The organism is Amedibacterium intestinale, assembly GCF_010537335.1.
Lineage (GTDB): Bacteria > Bacillota_I > Bacilli_A > Erysipelotrichales > Erysipelotrichaceae > Amedibacterium > Amedibacterium intestinale.
The window spans coordinates 2,027,590-2,048,412 of record NZ_AP019711.1; the positions used below are offsets into that span (position 1 = coordinate 2,027,590).

The 20,823-nt window shown below is 31.4% G+C and carries 20 protein-coding genes; 17 read left to right on the forward strand and 3 right to left on the reverse strand.

Translation table 11 applies throughout. The features are described from left to right. Window positions 1-561: 561 nt before the first annotated feature. The 5 genes from A9CBEGH2_RS10090 to A9CBEGH2_RS10110 all read left to right on the forward strand — a co-directional run bounded on the left by A9CBEGH2_RS10090 (window position 562) and on the right by A9CBEGH2_RS10110 (window position 5,702). On the forward strand, window positions 562-1,221 hold the full coding sequence (locus tag A9CBEGH2_RS10090; RefSeq protein WP_118277173.1) for a uracil-DNA glycosylase: 660 nt from the start codon (window positions 562-564) through the stop codon (window positions 1,219-1,221). A 2-nt stretch (window positions 1,222-1,223) separates the two neighbouring features. Further along, window positions 1,224-2,486: a bifunctional folylpolyglutamate synthase/dihydrofolate synthase gene (locus A9CBEGH2_RS10095; protein ID WP_163104698.1), complete on the forward strand. Its 1,263-nt coding sequence runs from the start codon at window positions 1,224-1,226 to the stop codon at window positions 2,484-2,486. Window positions 2,487-2,532: 46 nt separating this feature from the next. Further along, window positions 2,533-3,432 (forward strand): PHP domain-containing protein, encoded by a 900-nt coding sequence (locus tag A9CBEGH2_RS10100; RefSeq protein WP_115716188.1) that lies wholly within the window; start codon window positions 2,533-2,535, stop codon window positions 3,430-3,432. 63 nt (window positions 3,433-3,495) lie between these two features. Beyond that, window positions 3,496-3,939, forward strand: coding sequence for a GNAT family N-acetyltransferase (locus tag A9CBEGH2_RS10105; RefSeq protein WP_115716187.1), 444 nt, complete (start codon window positions 3,496-3,498; stop codon window positions 3,937-3,939). Between the two features lie 86 nt (window positions 3,940-4,025). Next, complete coding sequence (locus A9CBEGH2_RS10110) at window positions 4,026-5,702, forward strand: putative manganese-dependent inorganic diphosphatase (protein ID WP_118277170.1); 1,677 nt, start codon at window positions 4,026-4,028, stop codon at window positions 5,700-5,702. A gap of 48 nt (window positions 5,703-5,750) precedes the next feature. Here A9CBEGH2_RS10110 and A9CBEGH2_RS10115 read toward each other — a convergent pair whose 3' ends face one another. Then, a complete protein-coding gene (locus A9CBEGH2_RS10115) occupies window positions 5,751-7,502 on the reverse strand; it encodes a DUF885 family protein (protein ID WP_163104700.1) in 1,752 nt (583 codons plus the stop codon). 146 nt (window positions 7,503-7,648) lie between these two features. Between A9CBEGH2_RS10115 and A9CBEGH2_RS10120 the strand changes: the two genes are divergently transcribed. From A9CBEGH2_RS10120 to A9CBEGH2_RS10140, 5 genes are all read left to right on the forward strand, one after another. After that, complete coding sequence (locus A9CBEGH2_RS10120; RefSeq protein ID WP_115716182.1) at window positions 7,649-8,017, forward strand: GntR family transcriptional regulator; 369 nt, start codon at window positions 7,649-7,651, stop codon at window positions 8,015-8,017. A 139-nt stretch (window positions 8,018-8,156) separates the two neighbouring features. After that, window positions 8,157-8,795 carry a hypothetical protein gene (locus tag A9CBEGH2_RS10125; protein WP_163104702.1) on the forward strand — a complete coding sequence of 213 codons (639 nt, stop codon included), beginning with the start codon at window positions 8,157-8,159 and terminating at the stop codon, window positions 8,793-8,795. Further along, window positions 8,792-10,030 (forward strand): hypothetical protein, encoded by a 1,239-nt coding sequence (locus tag A9CBEGH2_RS10130; RefSeq protein ID WP_163104704.1) that lies wholly within the window; start codon window positions 8,792-8,794, stop codon window positions 10,028-10,030. The genes A9CBEGH2_RS10125 and A9CBEGH2_RS10130 overlap by 4 nt, the downstream gene beginning before the upstream one ends. After that, complete coding sequence (locus A9CBEGH2_RS10135; protein WP_163104706.1) at window positions 10,030-10,758, forward strand: hypothetical protein; 729 nt, start codon at window positions 10,030-10,032, stop codon at window positions 10,756-10,758. The genes A9CBEGH2_RS10130 and A9CBEGH2_RS10135 overlap by 1 nt, the downstream gene beginning before the upstream one ends. Window positions 10,759-10,762: 4 nt before the next feature. Continuing rightward, window positions 10,763-11,446, forward strand: coding sequence for an ATP-binding cassette domain-containing protein (locus tag A9CBEGH2_RS10140; protein WP_163104708.1), 684 nt, complete (start codon window positions 10,763-10,765; stop codon window positions 11,444-11,446). Window positions 11,447-11,490: 44 nt separating this feature from the next. On the opposite strand, the gene A9CBEGH2_RS10145 is transcribed toward A9CBEGH2_RS10140, so the two are convergent. Further along, window positions 11,491-12,864: an NAD(P)/FAD-dependent oxidoreductase gene (locus tag A9CBEGH2_RS10145; RefSeq protein WP_456298097.1), complete on the reverse strand. Its 1,374-nt coding sequence runs from the start codon at window positions 12,862-12,864 to the stop codon at window positions 11,491-11,493. A 156-nt stretch (window positions 12,865-13,020) separates the two neighbouring features. Here A9CBEGH2_RS10145 and A9CBEGH2_RS10150 point away from each other — a divergent pair, with 156 nt between their 5' ends. The 7 genes from A9CBEGH2_RS10150 (at window position 13,021) to A9CBEGH2_RS10180 (ending at window position 19,541) form a co-directional block, all read left to right on the forward strand. After that, window positions 13,021-13,407: a multidrug transporter gene (locus A9CBEGH2_RS10150; protein ID WP_118361402.1), complete on the forward strand. Its 387-nt coding sequence runs from the start codon at window positions 13,021-13,023 to the stop codon at window positions 13,405-13,407. A gap of 67 nt (window positions 13,408-13,474) precedes the next feature. Beyond that, the gene (locus A9CBEGH2_RS10155) at window positions 13,475-14,353 is read left to right on the forward strand and encodes a YitT family protein (protein WP_118361400.1); all 879 of its coding nucleotides are present in this window, start codon (window positions 13,475-13,477) and stop codon (window positions 14,351-14,353) included. 253 nt (window positions 14,354-14,606) lie between these two features. Then, the gene (locus A9CBEGH2_RS10160; protein ID WP_232057278.1) at window positions 14,607-14,846 is read left to right on the forward strand and encodes a hypothetical protein; all 240 of its coding nucleotides are present in this window, start codon (window positions 14,607-14,609) and stop codon (window positions 14,844-14,846) included. An 84-nt stretch (window positions 14,847-14,930) separates the two neighbouring features. Next, the gene (locus tag A9CBEGH2_RS10165; RefSeq protein ID WP_118361396.1) at window positions 14,931-15,704 is read left to right on the forward strand and encodes a histidinol-phosphatase; all 774 of its coding nucleotides are present in this window, start codon (window positions 14,931-14,933) and stop codon (window positions 15,702-15,704) included. 252 nt (window positions 15,705-15,956) lie between these two features. Continuing rightward, entirely contained in the window at window positions 15,957-17,264 is a 1,308-nt protein-coding gene (locus A9CBEGH2_RS10170) for a PTS sugar transporter subunit IIC (protein ID WP_115716169.1), read from the forward strand. Then, the gene (locus tag A9CBEGH2_RS10175) at window positions 17,251-18,660 is read left to right on the forward strand and encodes a 6-phospho-beta-glucosidase (protein ID WP_115716168.1); all 1,410 of its coding nucleotides are present in this window, start codon (window positions 17,251-17,253) and stop codon (window positions 18,658-18,660) included. The genes A9CBEGH2_RS10170 and A9CBEGH2_RS10175 overlap by 14 nt, the downstream gene beginning before the upstream one ends. Further along, entirely contained in the window at window positions 18,657-19,541 is an 885-nt protein-coding gene (locus tag A9CBEGH2_RS10180) for an ROK family protein (protein WP_115716166.1), read from the forward strand. Before A9CBEGH2_RS10175 ends, A9CBEGH2_RS10180 begins: the two co-directional genes overlap by 4 nt. Here A9CBEGH2_RS10180 and A9CBEGH2_RS10185 read toward each other — a convergent pair. Continuing rightward, the gene (locus A9CBEGH2_RS10185) at window positions 19,538-20,734 is read right to left on the reverse strand and encodes an AraC family transcriptional regulator (RefSeq protein WP_115716165.1); all 1,197 of its coding nucleotides are present in this window, start codon (window positions 20,732-20,734) and stop codon (window positions 19,538-19,540) included. The genes A9CBEGH2_RS10180 and A9CBEGH2_RS10185 overlap by 4 nt on opposite strands. Between the last annotated feature and the right edge of the window lie 89 nt (window positions 20,735-20,823).

Genomic DNA, 20,823 nt, shown 5'->3' on the forward strand with positions numbered 1-20,823 from the left:
CTGCAGCTTTTTTTATATAAAAATACTCTTCTATAAATAAAGAATATAAGAATTCCTTACGTTATAGAAGAGTATAGAAAAACAATTAAATAAGTCTTATAGTAAGCTGCTTGCGACTAGTATAATTCCCAAAAAGATTTCCGCAATTAAAACATTTCGGAATGTAAAGACATGATCGATAAGCTGATCATAACTGATTGAATAATTTTTAATCATTATAGTACCCCTTTTCTAAAGAAACATATAAGAAATTAAAATAAATAAGCACATAAATATTATAACCAGAAGAACACCTTTTATACTAAAAACGATATTAGAAATTTTGCTGGAAGAAGTTTTTGGCAATGTAACATTATGTACATAATCGTGCTGCTCTTTCATAATAATTTCCCCTCTTTTGTGATGTGTATATTAGCACATCTATCTTGTCTAAATTATAACATGATTATATTATAAATACTTATATCTTGCTTAATTGTAAGATAAATTTTAGAAAACTTTAGAATTCAGAAAGAATTATGATAAATATGGTAAAATAAAGAAACATAGGGAAGTGAGAATATGAAAGAATGGAAAGAGTTATTTGAACAGGAAGAAAAAAAAGAATATTATCAAAAACTTATGCAGTTTCTAGATGAAGAATATGCCCATAAAACAATCTATCCTCCAAGAGAAGATTTGTTTACATGTTTTGAGGCATGTTCCTATCAGGATGTAAAAGTCGTTATGTTAGGTCAAGATCCTTATCATCGACCTCAGCAGGCACATGGGTTATGTTTTTCTGTAAGAAAAGAAGTAAAGCTGCCTCCAAGTTTAAAAAATATGTATAAAGAATTAAAAAGTGATTTGGATATTGATATGCCAAGTCATGGATATTTGATTGACTGGGCAAAGCAGGGGGTATTTATGATGAATGCTGTCTTAACCGTAGAAGAAGGAAAAGCAGGAAGTCATCAGAAAAAAGGATGGGAAATCTTTACAGATAAAGTGATTGAAACATTAAATGAACATGAAGAAGGCATTGTTTTTCTTTTGTGGGGAAACTGGGCACAGAAAAAAGCCAAGCTTATTACAAACCCACAGCATAAAATTCTTATGTCAGCACATCCTTCCCCACTATCTGCATACCAGGGATTTTTTGGAAGTAAACCGTTTTCTAAAACAAATGAATTATTAAAAGAAATGGGAAGAACACCGATTAACTGGAAGATTGAGGAATAAATATGTGGAAAGATGCAAAAGCGTTAATTGAAGAAATAGAACATAGAAAAAACAGAGGAAATACACTGGAACATTTTAAGAACTATATGGAAAGTATAGGGAATCCTCATAAAGATCTAAAGGCAATCCATATTGCAGGAACAAATGGAAAAGGAAGTACAACCAATTATATACGTAGTATTTTACAAAGTGCAGGATATAAAACAGGAAGCTTTACATCTCCTTATATCATTACGCATCGAGATCGTATTCGTATCAATGATATTTATATCAGTGAAGAAAAGTTTGTAGAAATTGCACAACAGTATTATGATGGCTGGATGAAATGGGATCTAAGCATGTTTGAAATTGATATGGCCATTGCCTGTATATGGTTTAAAGAACAGCAGGTAGATGTTGCCGTGTTTGAAACTGGTCTTGGAGGCAGGCTGGATTTTACAAATATCTTAAGCCCAATGGTTAGTGTGATTACTAACATTGGCATGGATCATATGGAACTTTTAGGAGATACCTATGAGAAAATTGCGGAAGAAAAAGCTGGTATTATCAAAGAGGGAATTGATGTAATAACTGCAGAAAGAAAAGAAGAATGTCTACAAGTCTTTTTTCAACATGCAAAGAACATGAAAAGTACATGTATATGTGCAGAGGAAGTAATTCCTGTATGGAAAGATAAACATTTATATTTTAACTATAAAGGATATAGGGATATTGCATTGTCTACCAAAGCAGAATATCAATGCAGCAATGCAGCCCTGGCTTTAGAAACGATATTCTATTTACATGAACATAAGAAGTTACATGTCACACAGGAACAAATGCGCAAAGGATTGTATGAAGCAGTTTGGATCGGACGTTTTGAGGTACTTAGAGAAGAACCTTTGTTTATCATTGATGGAGCACATAATTCTCATGGAATCAAAGCGTTATGTAACTCTTTAAAAGGTATACAGGATATACAAGTTATCTTCTCTGTATTAAAAGATAAAAACTTTGAAGAAATGCTTCAACAATTAGAAACCATTACAAAAGATATTACCGTATGTCCTTTTATGAATGCACGAGCATTAGATATACATATACTAGAAAACAGACCACATATCACAGTAAAAGATTCCTATGAAATTGCAATTCAGGAAGCATTAAAAAAAGAAAAACCAATTGTTGTGACAGGTTCTCTGTATTTTATTAGTGAAGTAAGAAAATGGATTTACGATACAGGATTATTGAATAAAGAGAAAAGTAACAGGATAAATTATTTATAACTTTTCATGCATCTTGTTTTGTACTATAATAAGCAAGGTGATGAAAATGAAGAACTTTGATTTACATATGCATTCCAACTACAGCAAAGATGGGGAATTAACTCCAAAAGAACTGATTGCGATAGCGAAAGAAAAAGAATTGGAAGTCATTGCATTAAGTGATCATGACTGTATGCTTGGAATTGATGAAATGATAGAAGAAGGAAAAAAAGAAGGAATTCGTGTTATTCCTGCTATCGAATTTTCTACGTTGTTTGAAAATGGCAGTGATTGTCATTTGCTTGGATATAATTTTGATTATAAGCAGGAATATTTCCAAACTATCGGAGCAGTTTTGCAGAAGAGAATGGATGAAGCTTTTCATGTTCGTGTAGAAAAACTAAGAGCTATGTATCCTGTACATATAGATGAAGAACAGGTTTTAAAAGATGCAGGAAATGAAAATCCATGGTTTTTAATGTGTGAAAGAATGTTTAATGATCCAGCACATGCAGATATTGAAGATTTTAAGGACTATCGCAAAGGCGGTAAACGAAGCGATCCAGCTCCTGTAAATTTCTTTTGGGATAAATGCCAAAAAGGAAGTCCGCTTTATGTACATGTTGAAATGCCATCTTTTAAAGAAACAGTGAAAAAAATACACGATGCTGGAGGAATAGCTGTTTTAGCACATCCATTTAGAACGTTTTATCATAATGAAGAATTATTGGAAAAAGCAATCGAATGTGGTATTGATGGAATAGAAGCCTATAGTAACTATCATGATGAAGAAATGAATCGCTATTATGCAGATTATGCAAAGAAACATGGTTTATTAATTACTTGCGGAAGTGATTTTCATGGAAAGCTTAAACCAAGCATAGAAATGGGAAATTATGGAAGTCATGTTGATGGGAAGGAAGAAATTTTACAAAACTTTTTACATGCAATAGATAAAGAAAGGTAGTTTAACAACTATCTTTTTTCGTAATGTTTTTCATGAAAAAGTAATAACAGAAAGGATGAAATCATGCAGTTTAAACAAATAAATAAAAAGAATCAGGAAGAGATTGAAAACTTATCTATAAAAGATGAACAGGAAGGCTTTCTAGAGAGTGTAAAACAATGTTTATTAGATGCAAGTAAGAATCCGGAATGGGTATGTGCTGGCATTTATGAAAAAGATATACCCATAGGTTTTGCTATGTATGGAATGATTTCATTGACTACACCGAAAAATCAGGTGTGGATCGATCGTTTTATGATTGATAAGAATTTTCAAGGAAAAGGTTATGGTAAAAAGGCATTTCAAGAACTTATTCATATAGTGAAAGAAGCATATCATAAAGACAAAATTTATTTAAGTGTTTATGAAAATAATAAAGCCGCTATTCACATGTATAAAAGTTTAGGTTTTCGCTTTAATGGAGAACTGGATTTTAATGGTGAAAAGGTTATGGAACTTTCTATGTGATAAAAGCGTATTCTTTCATTTACCTTCCTAGCTTTTTTATATAAATCAGTTTATAATCATGGTATAAGACAGGAAAGGAAGAGACTATGACAAGAGAAGAAGCTTTAAAAGGTATAAATGAAAATCTTGGTAATCGTGTATATGTATGTGGACATAAACATCCAGATACGGACTCTATTGTATCTGCTATTTCATATGCAAAGTTTCTGCAGAGAAAAGGCATAGATGCGATACCTTGCAGATTAGGTAAGATAAATACAGAAACAGAATACTTATTAAAACGTTTTGGTTTTGAAACTCCAATGCTGTTTGAAGATGCAAGAGCAACTATGGATGAAATAGAGATGGATCCACCATTAACCATTACTCCACAAACTACCATATATGAAACCCTGCAATTGATGAATGAATATAATAAACAATCTTATGGGGTCGTGAATGAAAAAGGACAGTTAATGGGAATGGTTACTAGAAGCGATATTTCTAATATTGGTTTGGGTGACACAGCTGTAGGTATTCAGTTATTAAAAGAAACAAAGATGGAGGATATTGCGAAAACATTAAAGGGAAGAGTCATTTATGATGCACAAACTCCACATTTTAGTGGAAAGGTAAGTATCATAGCCCTAACAGAATCTGGGTTATCCAACTATGATATAAAGGATCGTATGGTATTGCTTGGAAATGATGTTGAAGCACAGAAAACCGCAATTAAAATGGGTGCTGGAGTCTTAGTTATCGTATGGACAGAATATGTGCCTGAAGATGTTGTAGAATTGGCAAAAGAATATAACTGTTCTATCCTAATATCCGGACATGGAACAATGAACACTTCTCGTTATTTATATTTTTCACCTCCAGTACAGCTGATCATGAAGAAAAATGTAATTAGTTTCAACATTGATGAATTTGTTGAAGATGTTGGGAAAAAGATGTTGAAGACACGTTATCGAAGTTATCCAGTTGTAGATAATGATAACTATTTAAAAGGATATGTATCCCGTTACCATATCTTGAATTATCATAATAAAAAAGTTGTTTTGGTCGATCATAATGAATATGCACAGTCTGTAAAAGGAATTGAAAGTGCAGATTTGATAGAAATTATTGATCATCATCGTATTGGTGATATTGCGACAACAAGACCAATTTCCTTCCGTAATGAAATTATTGGAAGTACAGCATCTATCATTACTTCTATATATTTGGAAAATCAGATGGATATACCAGAAAATTTAGCAGGTTTACTATTAGGTGCGATACTATCTGATACTTTAAAATTCAGATCTCCTACAACAACTCCAAAAGATAAAGGACTTGCGCAAACACTGGCAAAAATTGCTGGACTTGACATAAAAGAATTTGCGGCTGATATGTTTAAAGTAAGTTCCAATATAAGCAAGAAAAGTGTGAAAGAACTGATTAATCAGGATATTAAACGTTTTGAAATTGATGGAAATGTTATTATGATTGCTCAGGTAATTATATCCTCTGTTGTGGAAGTAAAAGTCATTGAAGATGAACTTCAAAAAGAACTTGATAAATTTACAAAAGAAAACAGATTGGATTTGTGTGTGATTGCCTTTACAAGTATATTAGAAAATGGTTCTATCTTCTATTCTGCTGGAGAAAAGAAAAATGCAATCTTTGAAGCTTTCCCTAACAGAGAAGGGGAAGAACACAGTTTCCAGGAAGATATACTATCAAGAAAAAATCAGATCGTTCCATTGTTATCAAGGGCAATTATCAACGCAGTTATTTAAATATAAGAAAAAGATACTCTATTCATTTGTTAAGAGTATCTTTTTCGTTTATTTCTCAGGGGATTTTATATAATCCTCTATATTTTCCTGAATAACAGAGAATGGGGCATTTCCACTTTTTAATAATGTTTCTATAAATTTTTTATCATCGTATTTGTCATTCATAGTGTCTTTTGCTTCTTTATGTAATTCGTAAATTTCCATATACCCAATACCTGCACTTAGGAAATTTCCTGGATTTGTACAAATTGCTTTATATAATTTTTCTGTAGTTTCACTATCAAGATTCAAACTCGTTATGTTCTTTTTAAAATCTTCATATGTCCAGCCTTCATAATGGATACCAATATCTGCTCTTGCAAGCAATGCACTTTGTAGTGGAAGAGATTTTCTTTGCAGCTGTATTGCACGTTTTTCTTCATGCTGAAGATGATTTATTGCATTTTCAGCAGCATAGATTGCATAGCCATTACGGAAAGATGAATTATCTGCACAGTAATTCATCCATAAGCTAGGATTTGTTTGATTGTTGTATAGAGTCTGATACAAAGTACCAGGTGCAATGGTTTGAGCTATGATGGAATATGCATTTAATGAATTAGGAGAATTAGTGCCTAACTCAGAACGAATTAAAACTTGAATTGGATCTTCACTGTCAACGCTAAATGGAAGGATTTCTGATGAAATAAGGTCGTTTTTTAAATCCGTCGCTGGTATGATTTTATAAGGACGAAGTTCAATGCCTGGATAATTTTCTAAAGTGTATTTTTCTAAAGCTTTTGCGACATCTTCGTAAGTTTTGTACTCTGTATAAATTTTATTATCCAGCCAGTCGGCATAAACATCATAATCTTTAGATGCCAATAAAAGTTCTGCATCTTTTGCATCGCTAATAATACTATCTAGCAACTCAATGCTGTCTTTAATAGAACGATCATTCTGTGTATTCTTCTTAAAGAGATATTCATAATAATCGTCTCCTTTTTTAATCGTATCATATCCTGTTATATGATTATCTTCATCTTTGATACCATTAACAAATGTTTTTAAGGAAGTATAAGCAGGAATCAGTTCTTTCTCATAAGCATCTTGTAACTGCTTAAGATACTCTTTTTCTTTTTTTGCATCTAAATGTACAGCTTTTACTTTATTTTCTAATGTTTTATAGAAAGTGTTATTTTCTAAAATATTATCACATACAGAAAGTACTCCTTCTTTATCAAGAATTAAAGTATTTTCTTCAATTTGCTGCTTCGTATAGGAAATAGCTTCTTCCATACAGCTTTTGGTACTTCTAACAAGACTGATAAGTGATTTTACATCATTTTCATTTTCTACACGTAATCGTTCCAGATTTCTCTGCATGGAAATATGAATCCCATTATTTGTAGTAAATAACTGTTCCATATAACGATAATCTTTATCTAATGCATCTTCTTGAAGTTCTAAGTTATATTTATAGCTAGTATAAACTTCCTGCTGTTTCTTGCTTAATAAGTCATAATCAAATTCTTTCAAAGCTTTCTTTTTTTCTTTTAGCGTTTCTTTTATTTTATCTGTATCTTTATCTGTTGTAATCTGAAATTCTGGTTTTGCTTTTGTTTCATCAATTCCAATATCCTTGGGTTTTGTAAAATAGGAATGCATTGTTAGATAATCATTTTGCATACTTTCCTGAAATTCTTTATTTATAAAAGTTTCAAATGCCGCTATTTCTTCTTGCGGATCCTTTTTTGAACATGCTCCTAAAGAACATATCATAGCAGCAGATAAAGCACATAATGTTATTTTTTTTAACATGTAAAAACTCCTCTCCATCATCTTATCTATTATAACAAGCTTTTTGCCATGCAACAAACATTTTTCCTCTTACAAAATATTAATATATAAAATGTGTTGACATGTTAACTGTACTATGACTATAATACAGTTAAGGAGGGATAAACATGGTTTCTTTTAAAGAAATACAGTTTAATAAAAAAGAAGCAGTCTATCCACAGTTAGTTGCATATGTAAAAAAACAAATTCTGATTGGATCTGTTGAAAATAATGAAGAACTTCCAAGCAGAAGAGAGCTGGCTCTATCTTTAGCAATTAATCCCAATACCGTACAAAAAGCATATAAGATACTGGAAGATGAGGGTATCATACGTACAATATCCAATGTGAAAAGTGTAATATGTGTAAATGAGGAAATTAAAGAAACAATACAAAAAGAATATATACAAAAACATTTACAGGGATTTATAGAGGAATGTAAAAGTGTAAACTTATCTTTTCAAGAAGTAGTATCCCTGTTAAGTGAGTATTGGTAATATTCATTTTTATTTACATTTGGTATATTAGTATCATAATACAGTTTAGGAGGTAAGTTATGAAAGATATATTTCAATTAATGGAGTCATCCTGTGGATCTTATTTAAAAAAATCATAGGCAGTTTTACATCGATCGCCTTGGCAGAGTTTCTTATTTGCTGGTGGAAAATAAAAGATATTACGTATTTAGATATTAGAGATATAAGTTTTCAGTTTGAATTTACACTTGGTATTCTTTTATCTGTGGTATTGCTTATATGGTTTAATTTTCAAAGGGTAAAACGATTTGTAGAAAGCGGAGGACTTACAAGAGTAAAACTTCTTCCTATATCTTCTAATGCTTATGCATATAGTGAGTTGTTATTGGCATTTATTGGAGTCATTAGTTTGGTAACAATCCAGTATGTGGCAGCTTTTGGATTATTATTTATACATAAATCTGCCTATGTGTATGAATCCAATGCTTTATTCTTCGCATTATTAAATAGTGATGCATTATCATGGTATGTACTTTCTTCTGTTGATGCACTGAAAATATTCTTAATACTTATTGAGATAAGTTATTGTTTGATGATCTTATCCAATACCCTTATAAAAGAAGATAAAGGGTTTAATGTGGCAGTAAGTCTTGCATTCGTATTCATTTTAAGTTTATTTAATTTCGCATTTTTTAATGATACTTATATATTTCGTGAAATTTTTTCTTATTTGCTTCTACTTATTGTATCGCATTTCTATGTAAGAAGAGTATTTTCAAAAAGGAGGTTAAGTATATGATGAGAACAAAATGGATATTTATACTAAGTGTACCTGTTATAGTGTTATCTTTATGTATGGCAAGTAGCATCCATATTATGTCAAAAGCTGAATTTCCTCTTACTACTATACAAGGCAATAAAGAGTATTTAGAAGGAATTACAATAGAAAGTACTATTTTTCAAAACAAGGGGGCAGTATCTGTTGATTTAATGGGAGAAAATATTTCTTATACATATGAGGAAGGTCTTTATCAAACAGAGCAATTCCCACCATCGTTTGAAACATCTATTATTAAAAGTTCTATAAAAGGAAGAAAAGAATTATCAAAAAAAGAAGTTGAATATATAACTAGCTTTCATAGTAATATCACTGAAAAAGTAATTACATGTTATGAACTGGAACAAGCAACTTTCAAATATAGTTGGTTTAATATTTTTTCTCCAAAACAAAATGAGACTTTTACATTAAAGAGTACGAAAAATATAAAGCTAATTGAAGAAAAAGTACAATATTTGTATGATGATTACAGTGAAGAAGCAAATGATACAGGAGAAAATTATTACTTATATGTAAATGATGGAATGTCAGAATCGACGATACGTATAGATTACTCAGACAATTATTTAACTACGAGTGATGGAAATTATTTAATCACAACAAGATTTGAATCAATGGTAACACCATCAAGATTATACTATATTGACTATAGTAATAAGAATAAGGAAAAAATTAAAAAAATAGCTGAATTTTCTAAAGACAGATATCCGTTTGTAATGAAAGAGGTAGATGGAAAAGCGGTTGTAATATCACAGGATAAAAACAAAAAGAACTACATTTCCGCATATGGAGAAGATGGAAAGTTGATAAATGAAAAAAGTCTTCCATTAGATCTTTATTCAAATGATTATATGTTTTATTATGAAAATATATGTATAAATAATAAATATTTAATTTTAGAGGATGAAGATGAGATTCATGTTATTGATTGTGATAATATGGAAGTGATTAAGAATTATACCATAGATTCATCAACCTCTATTACTGATATGTACTATAAAGATGGATTACTTTATCTAATAGAAAAAGTGGGAATGACACCTGATGTTGTTATAAAAGTATTAGATGAAAACGGAGTTGTGTTTGAAGGTAATTGGATTCTTTTAAACTATAAGAAAGAAATAAAAGAGAATTTGAGAAATAATATATGGGATTATTCTCCTTCCGTGTACTATGAAATAGAGGTGAAAAGATGATGAAGCTATGTTTTCAACAGTTTACTTTTTTACTTCGTAAACTAGGATGGAAAGTTTTACTCCTGCTAGCCTTTTTATGGGTATTTTATTCCAGTAGCGATTTTATGATACAGTGGAATGGGGAATATATAGATATTGTAGCTTCAGACAATAAAGCTTTATATTATTGGTTTATTTGTATATTTATCATCGGTGCTGTATCTATCTTATTGTTGTACTCTATTTATCGATATAAAACAAGATGGATGTTGATTCAGGGAAATCGTTTGGCATATATATGGGCAGACATTCTGTTTCTTATGGTAGTTTTTATCTTGTGGTATGTAATGTTTATGCGTGTATACTACAGTTACTCTATTCAAGGATTAGCTTTAAATGAGCATGTAGAAAAAGCAGAACGTATTGCACAGGCAGTTCAAATGTTTTATCTGTATTTACCAAAGCTTCCTCTAATGGGACAATTATTTCCTTATACGATAAAAAATATTATGCGTTGTTTTCTATTTATACTTTTTATAAGCGGTTGTATAGAATATGTCGTTTTAGTACTCATTAAGGAAAAACAGAAGTTATTAGAGATAATCTATCTTGTAATAGTATTTGTATTGTCATGGTATATCTTGATGAACATAGGATTTCTAGGACAAATAGCATTTTATATTGGATTTTTCATTGTAAATATCATAGGAAGTAAAAAGACTTGGATGAAAAAGAAGATGGGAGGATAGAAAAATGTTAGAAGTAAAAAATGTAAGAAAATTATACGATAATAAGAATGGTATTCAGAAAGCAAACTTTGCTTTAAAAGAAGGAGAGTTATGCGCTTTATTAGGAAGAAATGGAAGTGGGAAAACAACATTACTAAAATGTATACTTGGCTTATGTGAAATTGATGATGGAGAAATTCTTTTTCAAGAAAAACCGGTAAATCTACAATATGAGCAGGTTGCTTTTATCAGTGCAGATGGAAGTTCTATGCCATATATGAAAATTAAAGAGTATGGTAAGTTTTTACATCAGTATTATAAATCTTTTGATTTGGAAAAATATAAACAGTTATGTGAATCCATGCGATTAAAAACAGATACAAAAATATCCTCTTTATCAAAAGGAGAGAAAATGAAAGTTGAACTTGCGGCTGGATTTGCAATGCAGGCAAAACTTATCCTTTTGGATGAACCCTTTACCTCATTAGATATTTATGCGAAAGAAGATGCAGTAAAATTACTTCTTGACCATATAAAGGAAGATACGATACTTCTTGTTTCAACACATGATATTGAAGAGGTGGAATCCATTGCGGATCGCTGTATTGTATTAAATGATGGAAATGTAGTAGAAGACTTTTATGTAGATACACTACATGACAGCGGCAGAGATTTAAAAACATATTTGCAGAAATATAGGCCAGAATAGAGTAAAAAAGAAGCCAGTTGTTAGGCTTCTTTTATCTTTTCATCCTATTTGTTTCCGTATAAGTGTCTAGCTACATAAACACCACTTGCACTGGCATGACTTAAAGAGTGAGTTACTCCACTGCAGTCTCCAATGACATACAATCCTTTATGACATGTTTCAAGATTTTTATCTAGTTCTACTTCTAAGTTATAGAACTTAACTTCTACTCCATACAATAAAGTATCATCATTTGCAGTTCCAGGTGCTACTTTATCCAACTGATAAATCATTTCGATGATATCATCCAGCTGTCTTTTTGGAATGACCAAACTTAAATCTCCAGGTGTAGCAGTTAAGGTTGGAGTTACAAAGCTTTCTCTTACTCTGCTTTCCGTAGAGCGCTGTCCACGAATCAAGTCTCCAAAACGCTGTACGATAACACCGCCACCTAGCATGTTAGATAGACGTGCAATGCTTTCTCCATACTCATTGCTGTCTTTGAAAGGTTCTGTAAAATGATTAGATACCAGCAAGGCAAAGTTTGTATTTTCTGTATAGCGTGCAGGATCTTCATAACTGTGTCCATTAACTGTTACGATTCCATTTGTGTTCTCACTAACGACAACACCTCTTGGATTCATACAGAATGTACGAACTTTATCCTGGAATTTTTCTGTACGATATACGATTTTACTTTCGTATAATTCATCTGTCAGTGTAGAGAAAATCGCATACGGAAGCTCTACACGTACACCGATATCTACACGATTGCTTTTTGTTTTGATATTTAATGATTTACAAATATTTCCCATCCATTTGCTTCCACTGCGTCCAGTAGAGATGATGCAGGTAGTTCCTGTCCAGCTGGAATCACCAGAAGTAATACGATAGCCATCTTCCAGTTTTTCTACAGAATCAATGTGTGTATTGAAGTGAATATCCACGCAGTCTTTTAACTGTTTATACAGGTTTTCTAATACGATATAGTTGATATCAGTACCTAAGTGACGAACATTGGCAGATAATAGATGCAAGTCGTTCTGCATACATACTTTTTTCAAGTGAGAATTTTCATTACAGTAAAGCTTTGTATCCTGTCCTCCATTTTCCACATTGATCTGATCTACATAATTCATCAAATCAATAGCTTCTTTTTTTCCAACATATTCATACAAAGTACCACCGAATTCATTAGTGATGTTGTATTTTCCATCAGAGAAAGCTCCAGCACCACCAAAACCATTCATGATTCCACAAGTTTTACAGTTGATGCAGGATTTGATCTTTACTCCGTCAATAGGACATTTTCTTCTTTCTAAAGAATTTCCAGATTCAAATAAACCAATCTTTAAATCACGGTTTAATTTTTTTGCTTCATAGGCAGAGAAGATTCCACCAGGTCCAGCACCGATAATCAGCAAGTCATAATTCATCATACGAGTATACCTCCATAATTTAAATGATAATGATAGGGAAACATAATTTCCTAGGGTATTTTATCATAAAGAAGTAAAAAGTCCAGTAAAAAAATAAAAGTTAACAGTATAAAAGTGAAAGCGCTGTCTATACTTCATGATGCAAGGAGTGAAACAATGAAAACATTAAAGTGGTTAACTGGAATTTGGGCAGCTTTGCTTATATGTATAATCGTATGCGATTCAAAAAGTGAACTTTTATATACGATATGCTATGATACAAAAAACAATGCAAGTTATGAAATCAAGGAAAAAGTCCAGGATGTCTATAATGACCTGGTAAGTGGGGTACATAGCGATTCCTATGTAATCATGGTCATGAATAATCTGGATCATTTTGAGTTTGCTAAGGATATAAAGGCAGAGTGGAAAAACAATCAGTTATATATAGTACAAGGAAATGGAAAAGGAAGTGAAATTCATGGAACATTGGAGACATATAGTGTCTGTGTTCCAAAGGTACAGCCCCGCTCTTTCCTGCAAGAAATTTTTTCAGGATTTTAGGTTATTGTTAGAAACCTGGAATCCTTTTCTTATGTTATAATCTTTTTGTATAGAAAGAAGTGATCTTATGTTTTCCTTAAAAAAATCAGAATTATTAATCGAATCATGCTGGCTTTTAGCTGGAAATATCATACTTGCGATTGGAGTAGCATGGTTTATTCTTCCGAATGATGTTTTAACAGGGGGACTTGCGGGTGTCGCAATTGCCATAGAACCTATTTTTCATATTTCTCCAGAAATTGTAATTAATGTATTAACTGTTGTTTTGTTTCTTTTAGGAGCAGTTATCTTAGGGAAACGCTTTGCGGCAAAAACCATATTCAGTACATTTGCATATCCTATGTTTCTTTCTTTATTTTCCTATTTGGCTAATCATGTGATTGGGGCAGATGTTTTTATCATGGATAAGTATTTAGCTACGATTTATGGTGGGGCTTTAATGGGAATAGGAATAGGATGTGTATTTCGTACTGGTGCCAGTACAGGTGGAATGGATATACCTCCATTAATTTTGAATAAATATACGCATCTTCCTTTGCCATCCCTGGTCATGTTGATTGATGCGTTAACTGTTTTGTTAGGGGCAATGGTATATGGGTTGCAGCCAGCATTAATGGGGATTTTATCTGTATGGGTAAGCAGTTTTATGATTAATAAAACCTTGATGATTGGTGGACAGGAAGCCAAAAATGTGATGATTATTTCAAACAAGCATAAAGAAATCATGGAGTATATCCATAAAGAGTTAAATAGAGGTACAACATTATTACAGGCAGTTGGTGGATATTCTCAAGAAAAACGTCCAGTTATTATGGCTGTGATTGTGAAGAAACAGCTCCACGATTTACAGATGATCGTATCCCATATAGATCCAGAAGCTTTTGTGATTGTGACAGATACTAACGAAGTACAAGGGCTAGGATTTACATATAAAGAAGAGTTATAGAAAAGTAAGGGCATGGAACAAGGAAGCCTGTTATTTAACAGAAACATCACATGATACGAGTGCTATCATAAATAAGAAATTTTCAATTTCAAAAATAAAAGGTGTATCGAGGAGATGTTTTAGATAAAATGATGTAAATGTTTAACTTTATATGAAAAAATGGAGGTTGGGTTGAACCGATAATTGAAGAAAAGTTTGACCCAGATCGTACATTGTTGACTATGCAATTTGTAAAAAAAGTGCCAGAAAAAAAGTGCCAGAAAAAAGTGCCAGAAATTTTTCAGATAAAAAAGTAACAAAGAAGACACAAATGCAGTATGATAAAATCTTGAATTTTATGAAAGATGATACTTGGTATAAGGCGAGTGATTTCATGGCTGTATTAGATGTAAAAGATAGAAGAATTAAAGTATTATTAAATGAATTAGTTAAAAGTAAATTCGTTGTTGATGATGGTTCTACAAAAGGGAGAAGGTATAAGAAGAAAACATAGATTTATCATAAAAACGATTATAAGAAATTTTTATAGTCTTTATGTGATTAGAAACATTATGATTATGAAGGGGAGGTATTGTATATGCAGAAATTCAATTATCATACGCATACTGAAAGATGTGGACATGCACAGGGAAGTGATGAGGCTTATGTACTAGAAGCTATCAAAAATGGTTATACACATATAGGGTTTTCTGATCATGCACCCTATACGAATGGATATAGTGCAGGGGAGAGAATGCGTAAGGAAGAGTTACAGGATTATATATCCTCTGTAAAAGCACTAAAAGAAAAATATAAAGATCAGATACATATTTCATTAGGTTTAGAATTTGAGTATTATGAAAGTCATTTAGAAGAATTAAAACAGTATAAAAATGATATGGATTACATGCTTTTAGGACAGCATGATGCCTGCTTGTATGGGAAGGATTTCTATACACATTCCAGTGATGAAGATATCTTAGAATATGCTTCTTTAATTGAAAAAGCATGTGAAAAAGAACTGCCAGATATCATTGCACATCCAGACTTGTTTATGTTTGGAAAAGAAGAATGGAATGAAGCATGTGAAAAAGCAGCACATATCATTTGCAAAAGTGCAGAAAAACATCATGTGTATTTAGAAATCAATTTAAATGGACTTCGTTATGGAAAACGACAGCTAGGGAAAGAATATCGTTATACCTATCCATATCGAAAATTTTGGGAAATTGCTTCTCAGTATGATGTGAAATGTATTTATGGACTGGATGCACATAAACCGGAGAAATATGCAGATGAAGAATGTTATCACATTGTGGATGAGATATTGAAAGGAATTTCTTTGAAAAAAGAAGATAATTTAATTTATTAATTGTTTTTATATATAAGATTTTAAAAGACAAGTGAAGGTAGTCGCAGCACTGTATCACTGTCTTTTTTTATGATATATAGAATTCGAAATCTTCATAAGTAATCGATGATTTAGATCTAAAACTAAAAAATATATAAAAAATCAAAAATAATTGATAAAATCATACATGTGTGACAGTATAATGTAGCCGTTGACAAGATGAAAGCGCGCACAATTGTTCGTCAAGTCGTGATAAAAGTGAGGAGAAAATAAATGGAAACAATTGAAAAATTCTTAAATAAGTTTATATCGCCTATTGCACAAAAAATGAGTGAAAATGATACGATTCAATCAATTGCAGAAGGGTTCATGAGAACAGGTCCTGTTACATTTGGAGTTTGTTTCTTTGCAATTTTAGCAAATCTTCCATTTACTTGGTATGCAGATTGGCTAAAAAGTATTGGTATATATGACCATATGCAGGCAGTATTAAATGCCAGTTTAAATATTTTAGCTTTATATGTGTCTTTTTCTTTAGCTTATAGTTTTGCAAAACGTAAGAATGATAATGCATTATCATGTGGATTTTTAGGTTTGTTAAGCTTTCTTGTCGTAATACCACAAACTGTTATTGGAAAAGATGGGGTAGCTATTGCAGCATTTCAGTTAGATAATTTAGGTGGAAATGGTATTTTAGTAGCATTAATTATTTCTTTACTTACAGCACATATATATCATGCTTTATCTAAAAAAGGATTAAAATTTAAAATGCCGGATGGTGTACCTCCAATGGTTAGCGAATCTTTTGAACCAATCTTTATTTCTATGATTGTAGTATTAGTTGCATTTGCTATTCGTGTTGGTTTTGGATTTACTCCATATGGAGATTTCTTAAATTTCTTTTCCTCTACGATTGGAGATGTGTTAATTAAAGTAGGATTATCTGTACCTACAATTCTTATATTATATTTTGTTGCAAATCTTCTTTGGTTTTTTGGGATTCATCCAAATACGGTATACGCACCTTTTGTACCTTTGCAGATGACATTAATCGTTACAAACATGAAAGATCTAGCTGCTGGAGAACCATTAACGTATTTAACAGTTGCACTAGTATCAATGTTTGCATCATTTGGTGGAAATGGGAATACAGTTGGTTTAGCTTTTTGTATGCTTCGTGCAAAAAGTAAACGTTATAAACAGCTGAATAAAGTTGCCTTTATTCCAAATCTGTTCAATATTAATGAACCTATGATTTTTGGGTTCCCATTAATGTTAAATCCAACTTTCTTTATTCCAATGGTATTCAGTAGTACAATTTTAGGTTTATTAGGATTATTCGCAATGCAGTTTATTACTTTTGATTTTAATCCATCGATGTCTTTATTGCCATTTACAACTCCATTCTTTGTTCGAGGGTTCTTAGCTGGAGGTATTAAAGTATTAGTAATGCTTCTTCTATTGCTTGTAGTAAATATTATTATATATTATCCATTCTTTAAGATAGCAGATAAAAAAGCATGTGAAGAAGAGCAAGCAGCTTTAGAAGCTGAGAAAGGGGAACTAAATGAAGCTCAGTAAAGATTTTTTATGGGGAGGAGCTATTGCTGCAAATCAGGCAGAAGGTGCTTATAATATAGATGGAAAAGGATTGTCTTTAATGGATATTGCTGCTGGAGGTAAAAAAGGCGTTTCTCGCCATTTTACTCCAGGTATTCAAGAAGGTGTTTACTATCCAAATCATACAGGTAACGATTTTTATCATCATTATTTAGAAGATTTAGATTTATGCCAGGAGATGGGATTTAAGTGTTTTCGAACTTCTATCGCATGGACTCGTATATTTCCTAATGGAGATGAAGAATATCCAAATGAGAAAGGATTAGAGTTTTATGATCGTTTATTCGATGCCATGCTAGAAAGAAATATTCAACCTGTTGTTACAATTTCTCACTATGAAATGCCATTACATTTAGTAAAAGCATATGGGGGATGGGCAAATCGTAAATTGATTGATTTCTATATGAATTTTTGTGAAGTTATTTTTAATCGTTATAAAGGTAAAGTTAAATATTGGATGACCTTTAATGAAATCAATTCCGTTATTCTAATGCCTGAAATTGCGGGTGTTTTAGATAGAGCAAGAGATGATTTTGAACAAAGAAGCTATCAGGCAGCACATCATCAATTTGTAGCAAGTGCAAAAGCCGTAAAGTTAGGGCATGAAATTGATCCTGAAAATAAAATAGGATGTATGGTTTTAACACTTGTAAAATACCCTATGACCGCAAAACCTGAAGATGTAGAGTTGGCAGAGCAAATGATGCGAGAAAAAACATTTGCATTTAGTGATATTCAAGTAAGAGGATATTATCCTCATTATGTAAAGAAGATTGTAGAGCGCAAAGGATTTAAGTTAGATATTCGTGAAGAAGATCTGCAAGTTATGAAACAAGGAAAAGTTGACTTTGTTGGCTTCTCCTATTATTCATCCAGTGCATCTACGACAGATCAAAGTGCAGAAATGACAGAAGGAAATGTTTCTAAAGGTGTAAAAAATCCGTATCTTGCCACAAGTGAATGGGGATGGCAAATTGATGCGAAGGGATTAAGATATATTTTAAATCGTTTCTATGAACGTTATGAAGTACCATTATTTATTGTAGAAAATGGATTAGGATATAATGATCAACCTGATGTTCAAATGCATGTAGAAGATGATTATCGTATTGCTTATTTAAAGGAACATATTTTAGAAATGGAAAAAGCTATTCTCATAGATGGAGTAGATGTCATTGGATATACACCTTGGGGATGTATTGATCTAGTAAGTGCAGGTACAGGAGAAATGAAAAAACGTTATGGTTTTGTGTATGTAGATCGTGATGATGAAGGAAATGGAAACTTTGCTCGTTATCGCAAGAAATCTTTCTACTGGTATAAAGATGTTATTGCATCACAAGGAGAAAAATTATGAGAATTGCATCCTTTGATGTTGGGGGTACTTTCATAAAATATTGTGTGATTGAAAATGGAGAAATTTCACAAAAAGGAAAAGTTGATACACCAAGAGATACACAGGAAGCTTTTTTAAGACAGATTAAAAAAGTTTTAGAAAGTATGAATAATATAGATGGAATTGCATTCAGTATGCCTGGTGTTATCCATGTGGATAAGAAGTATATCGCTATGGGTGGAAGCTTATTGTATAACAACCATACAGATGTAAAGGAATGGGAAAAATATTTCAATCTTCCGATTGAAATAGAAAATGATGCACGATGTGGTGCGATATGTGAAATGAAAATTGGGAATATGCAGGGGGTTAAAAATGGACTTGTCATTACATTTGGTACAGGTGTAGGTGGCGCTATCATTATTAACGGAAGTATTCATAAAGGGTCACATTTGATTGCAGGAGAACTAAGCATTATTTTCGCAAAAGATAAACTTTCTCATGCCACAGGTGGAACTTTTGGAAGCATTGGAAGTGTATATAACTTAGTTTCTAGAATTGCCCAGGCAAAAGGAATTGACACAAAAGATGGAAAAGAAATCTTTCAGTGGATTGAAGAAAATGATTCTGTAGCCACAGAGATTTTTGAAAAATATTGTTATGAAGTGGCTCAGCAATTATATAATATTCAAATTGTATATGATCCAGAAAAAATATGTGTTGGAGGAGGAGCAAGTGAAAATCCAATTTACTTGAACGGATTAAAAAAAGCTTATGAGGAATATTATAAAACATTCCCATTTAAATTTCCCCATGCAGAATTAGATAAATGCAAGTATAACAATGATGCTAATTTACTAGGTGCATATTATCATTATATTGAAAGACATAAAGAACATTAATTTTTATTTTTCTTAAATTGCATAGGACTTTGATTGGTGATTCTTTTAAATATAGAATTAAAATGACTTTGACTTGAAAAGTTTAAAATTATTGCAATTTCAGATAATGTATAGTTAGTATTCTTAATCAGATATTGAGCCTCTTGAACTTTTAATGTATGGATATATTCTTTAATGGTTTGAGAGGTTATTTTTTTAAATTGCGCAGACATATAGGATGGGTTCATTCCTGTTACTTCAGAAAGTTGTGATAAAGTAATATCTTGATGTAAATTATGAGATATGTATTCTTTTATCTTTTTTATCCATGGGGGAGTATCTAAATATTTATATTGTTGTACTAGTTTGGTAAAATCAGTTATTGCATCATTAATTGTTTTTAATATTTGGTGTAAATCTTCACAATGATCAATAAGCTTTATATAAACATCAGATAAAGCATACGCTTTCGCAATAGAAACATTTGCACTGATAACTGTTCTTGTAAAAACAGTAACTGCAGATACTGCTTTGTATTTTGCACTTTGTAAATGATTTGTAGAGAGTTCAATTCCATCTTTGATTTGTAATAGATCTTTTAATACTACACGAGCCATTGTGCTATTTCCATTTAAAATATATTTTAATATTTTCTCTTCATATTGATAACTATAACTATGAAGAGGGTTTTCTCTAACTGAAAAAGATTCGTACTGTAAAGCATTATCCATTTTTAAATGACTTTCACTTTTATGAAAGCTTTCTTTTAACTCTTCTTTACTAATAACATTTCCGGTTATCACCGTATAAACAAGATGATAAATATTAGATATATTTTGACTGACACTAGGTAGTCCCAGAAATGTGTCTGATGAAATAGTTTGCATGCATTGTTTTAGAAAGTCGTAATTATTAGGACTATCATGAGCAGTTACTTTTTTAATTACTAATGGGCCTAAACAGACATAACATATATTTTCTAATTTAAATGGAAAAAACATATATACAGTATTATAGCTAAAATAGAAACTTATTTTTGATTTATCAATATGTTTATCAAAAAGAATTTTTTGAAAAGCATCTATTTTTAAAGATGGAAAAGCAGATGTTTGATGTTGTATTAGTAAGTTTTTATCGAGTAAAAAAACAGGAAGGTGCAATGTGTCATAAAATTGTGGAAGTAATAAGATAAGTTCTTTTTTAGTTTGTATCATAGAAACCTCCTTGATATTATAGATACTTATAGTATAAAGGAAATATAAGAATTTGAGAATAAAATATAATTTTTGATAAAATTCTATAA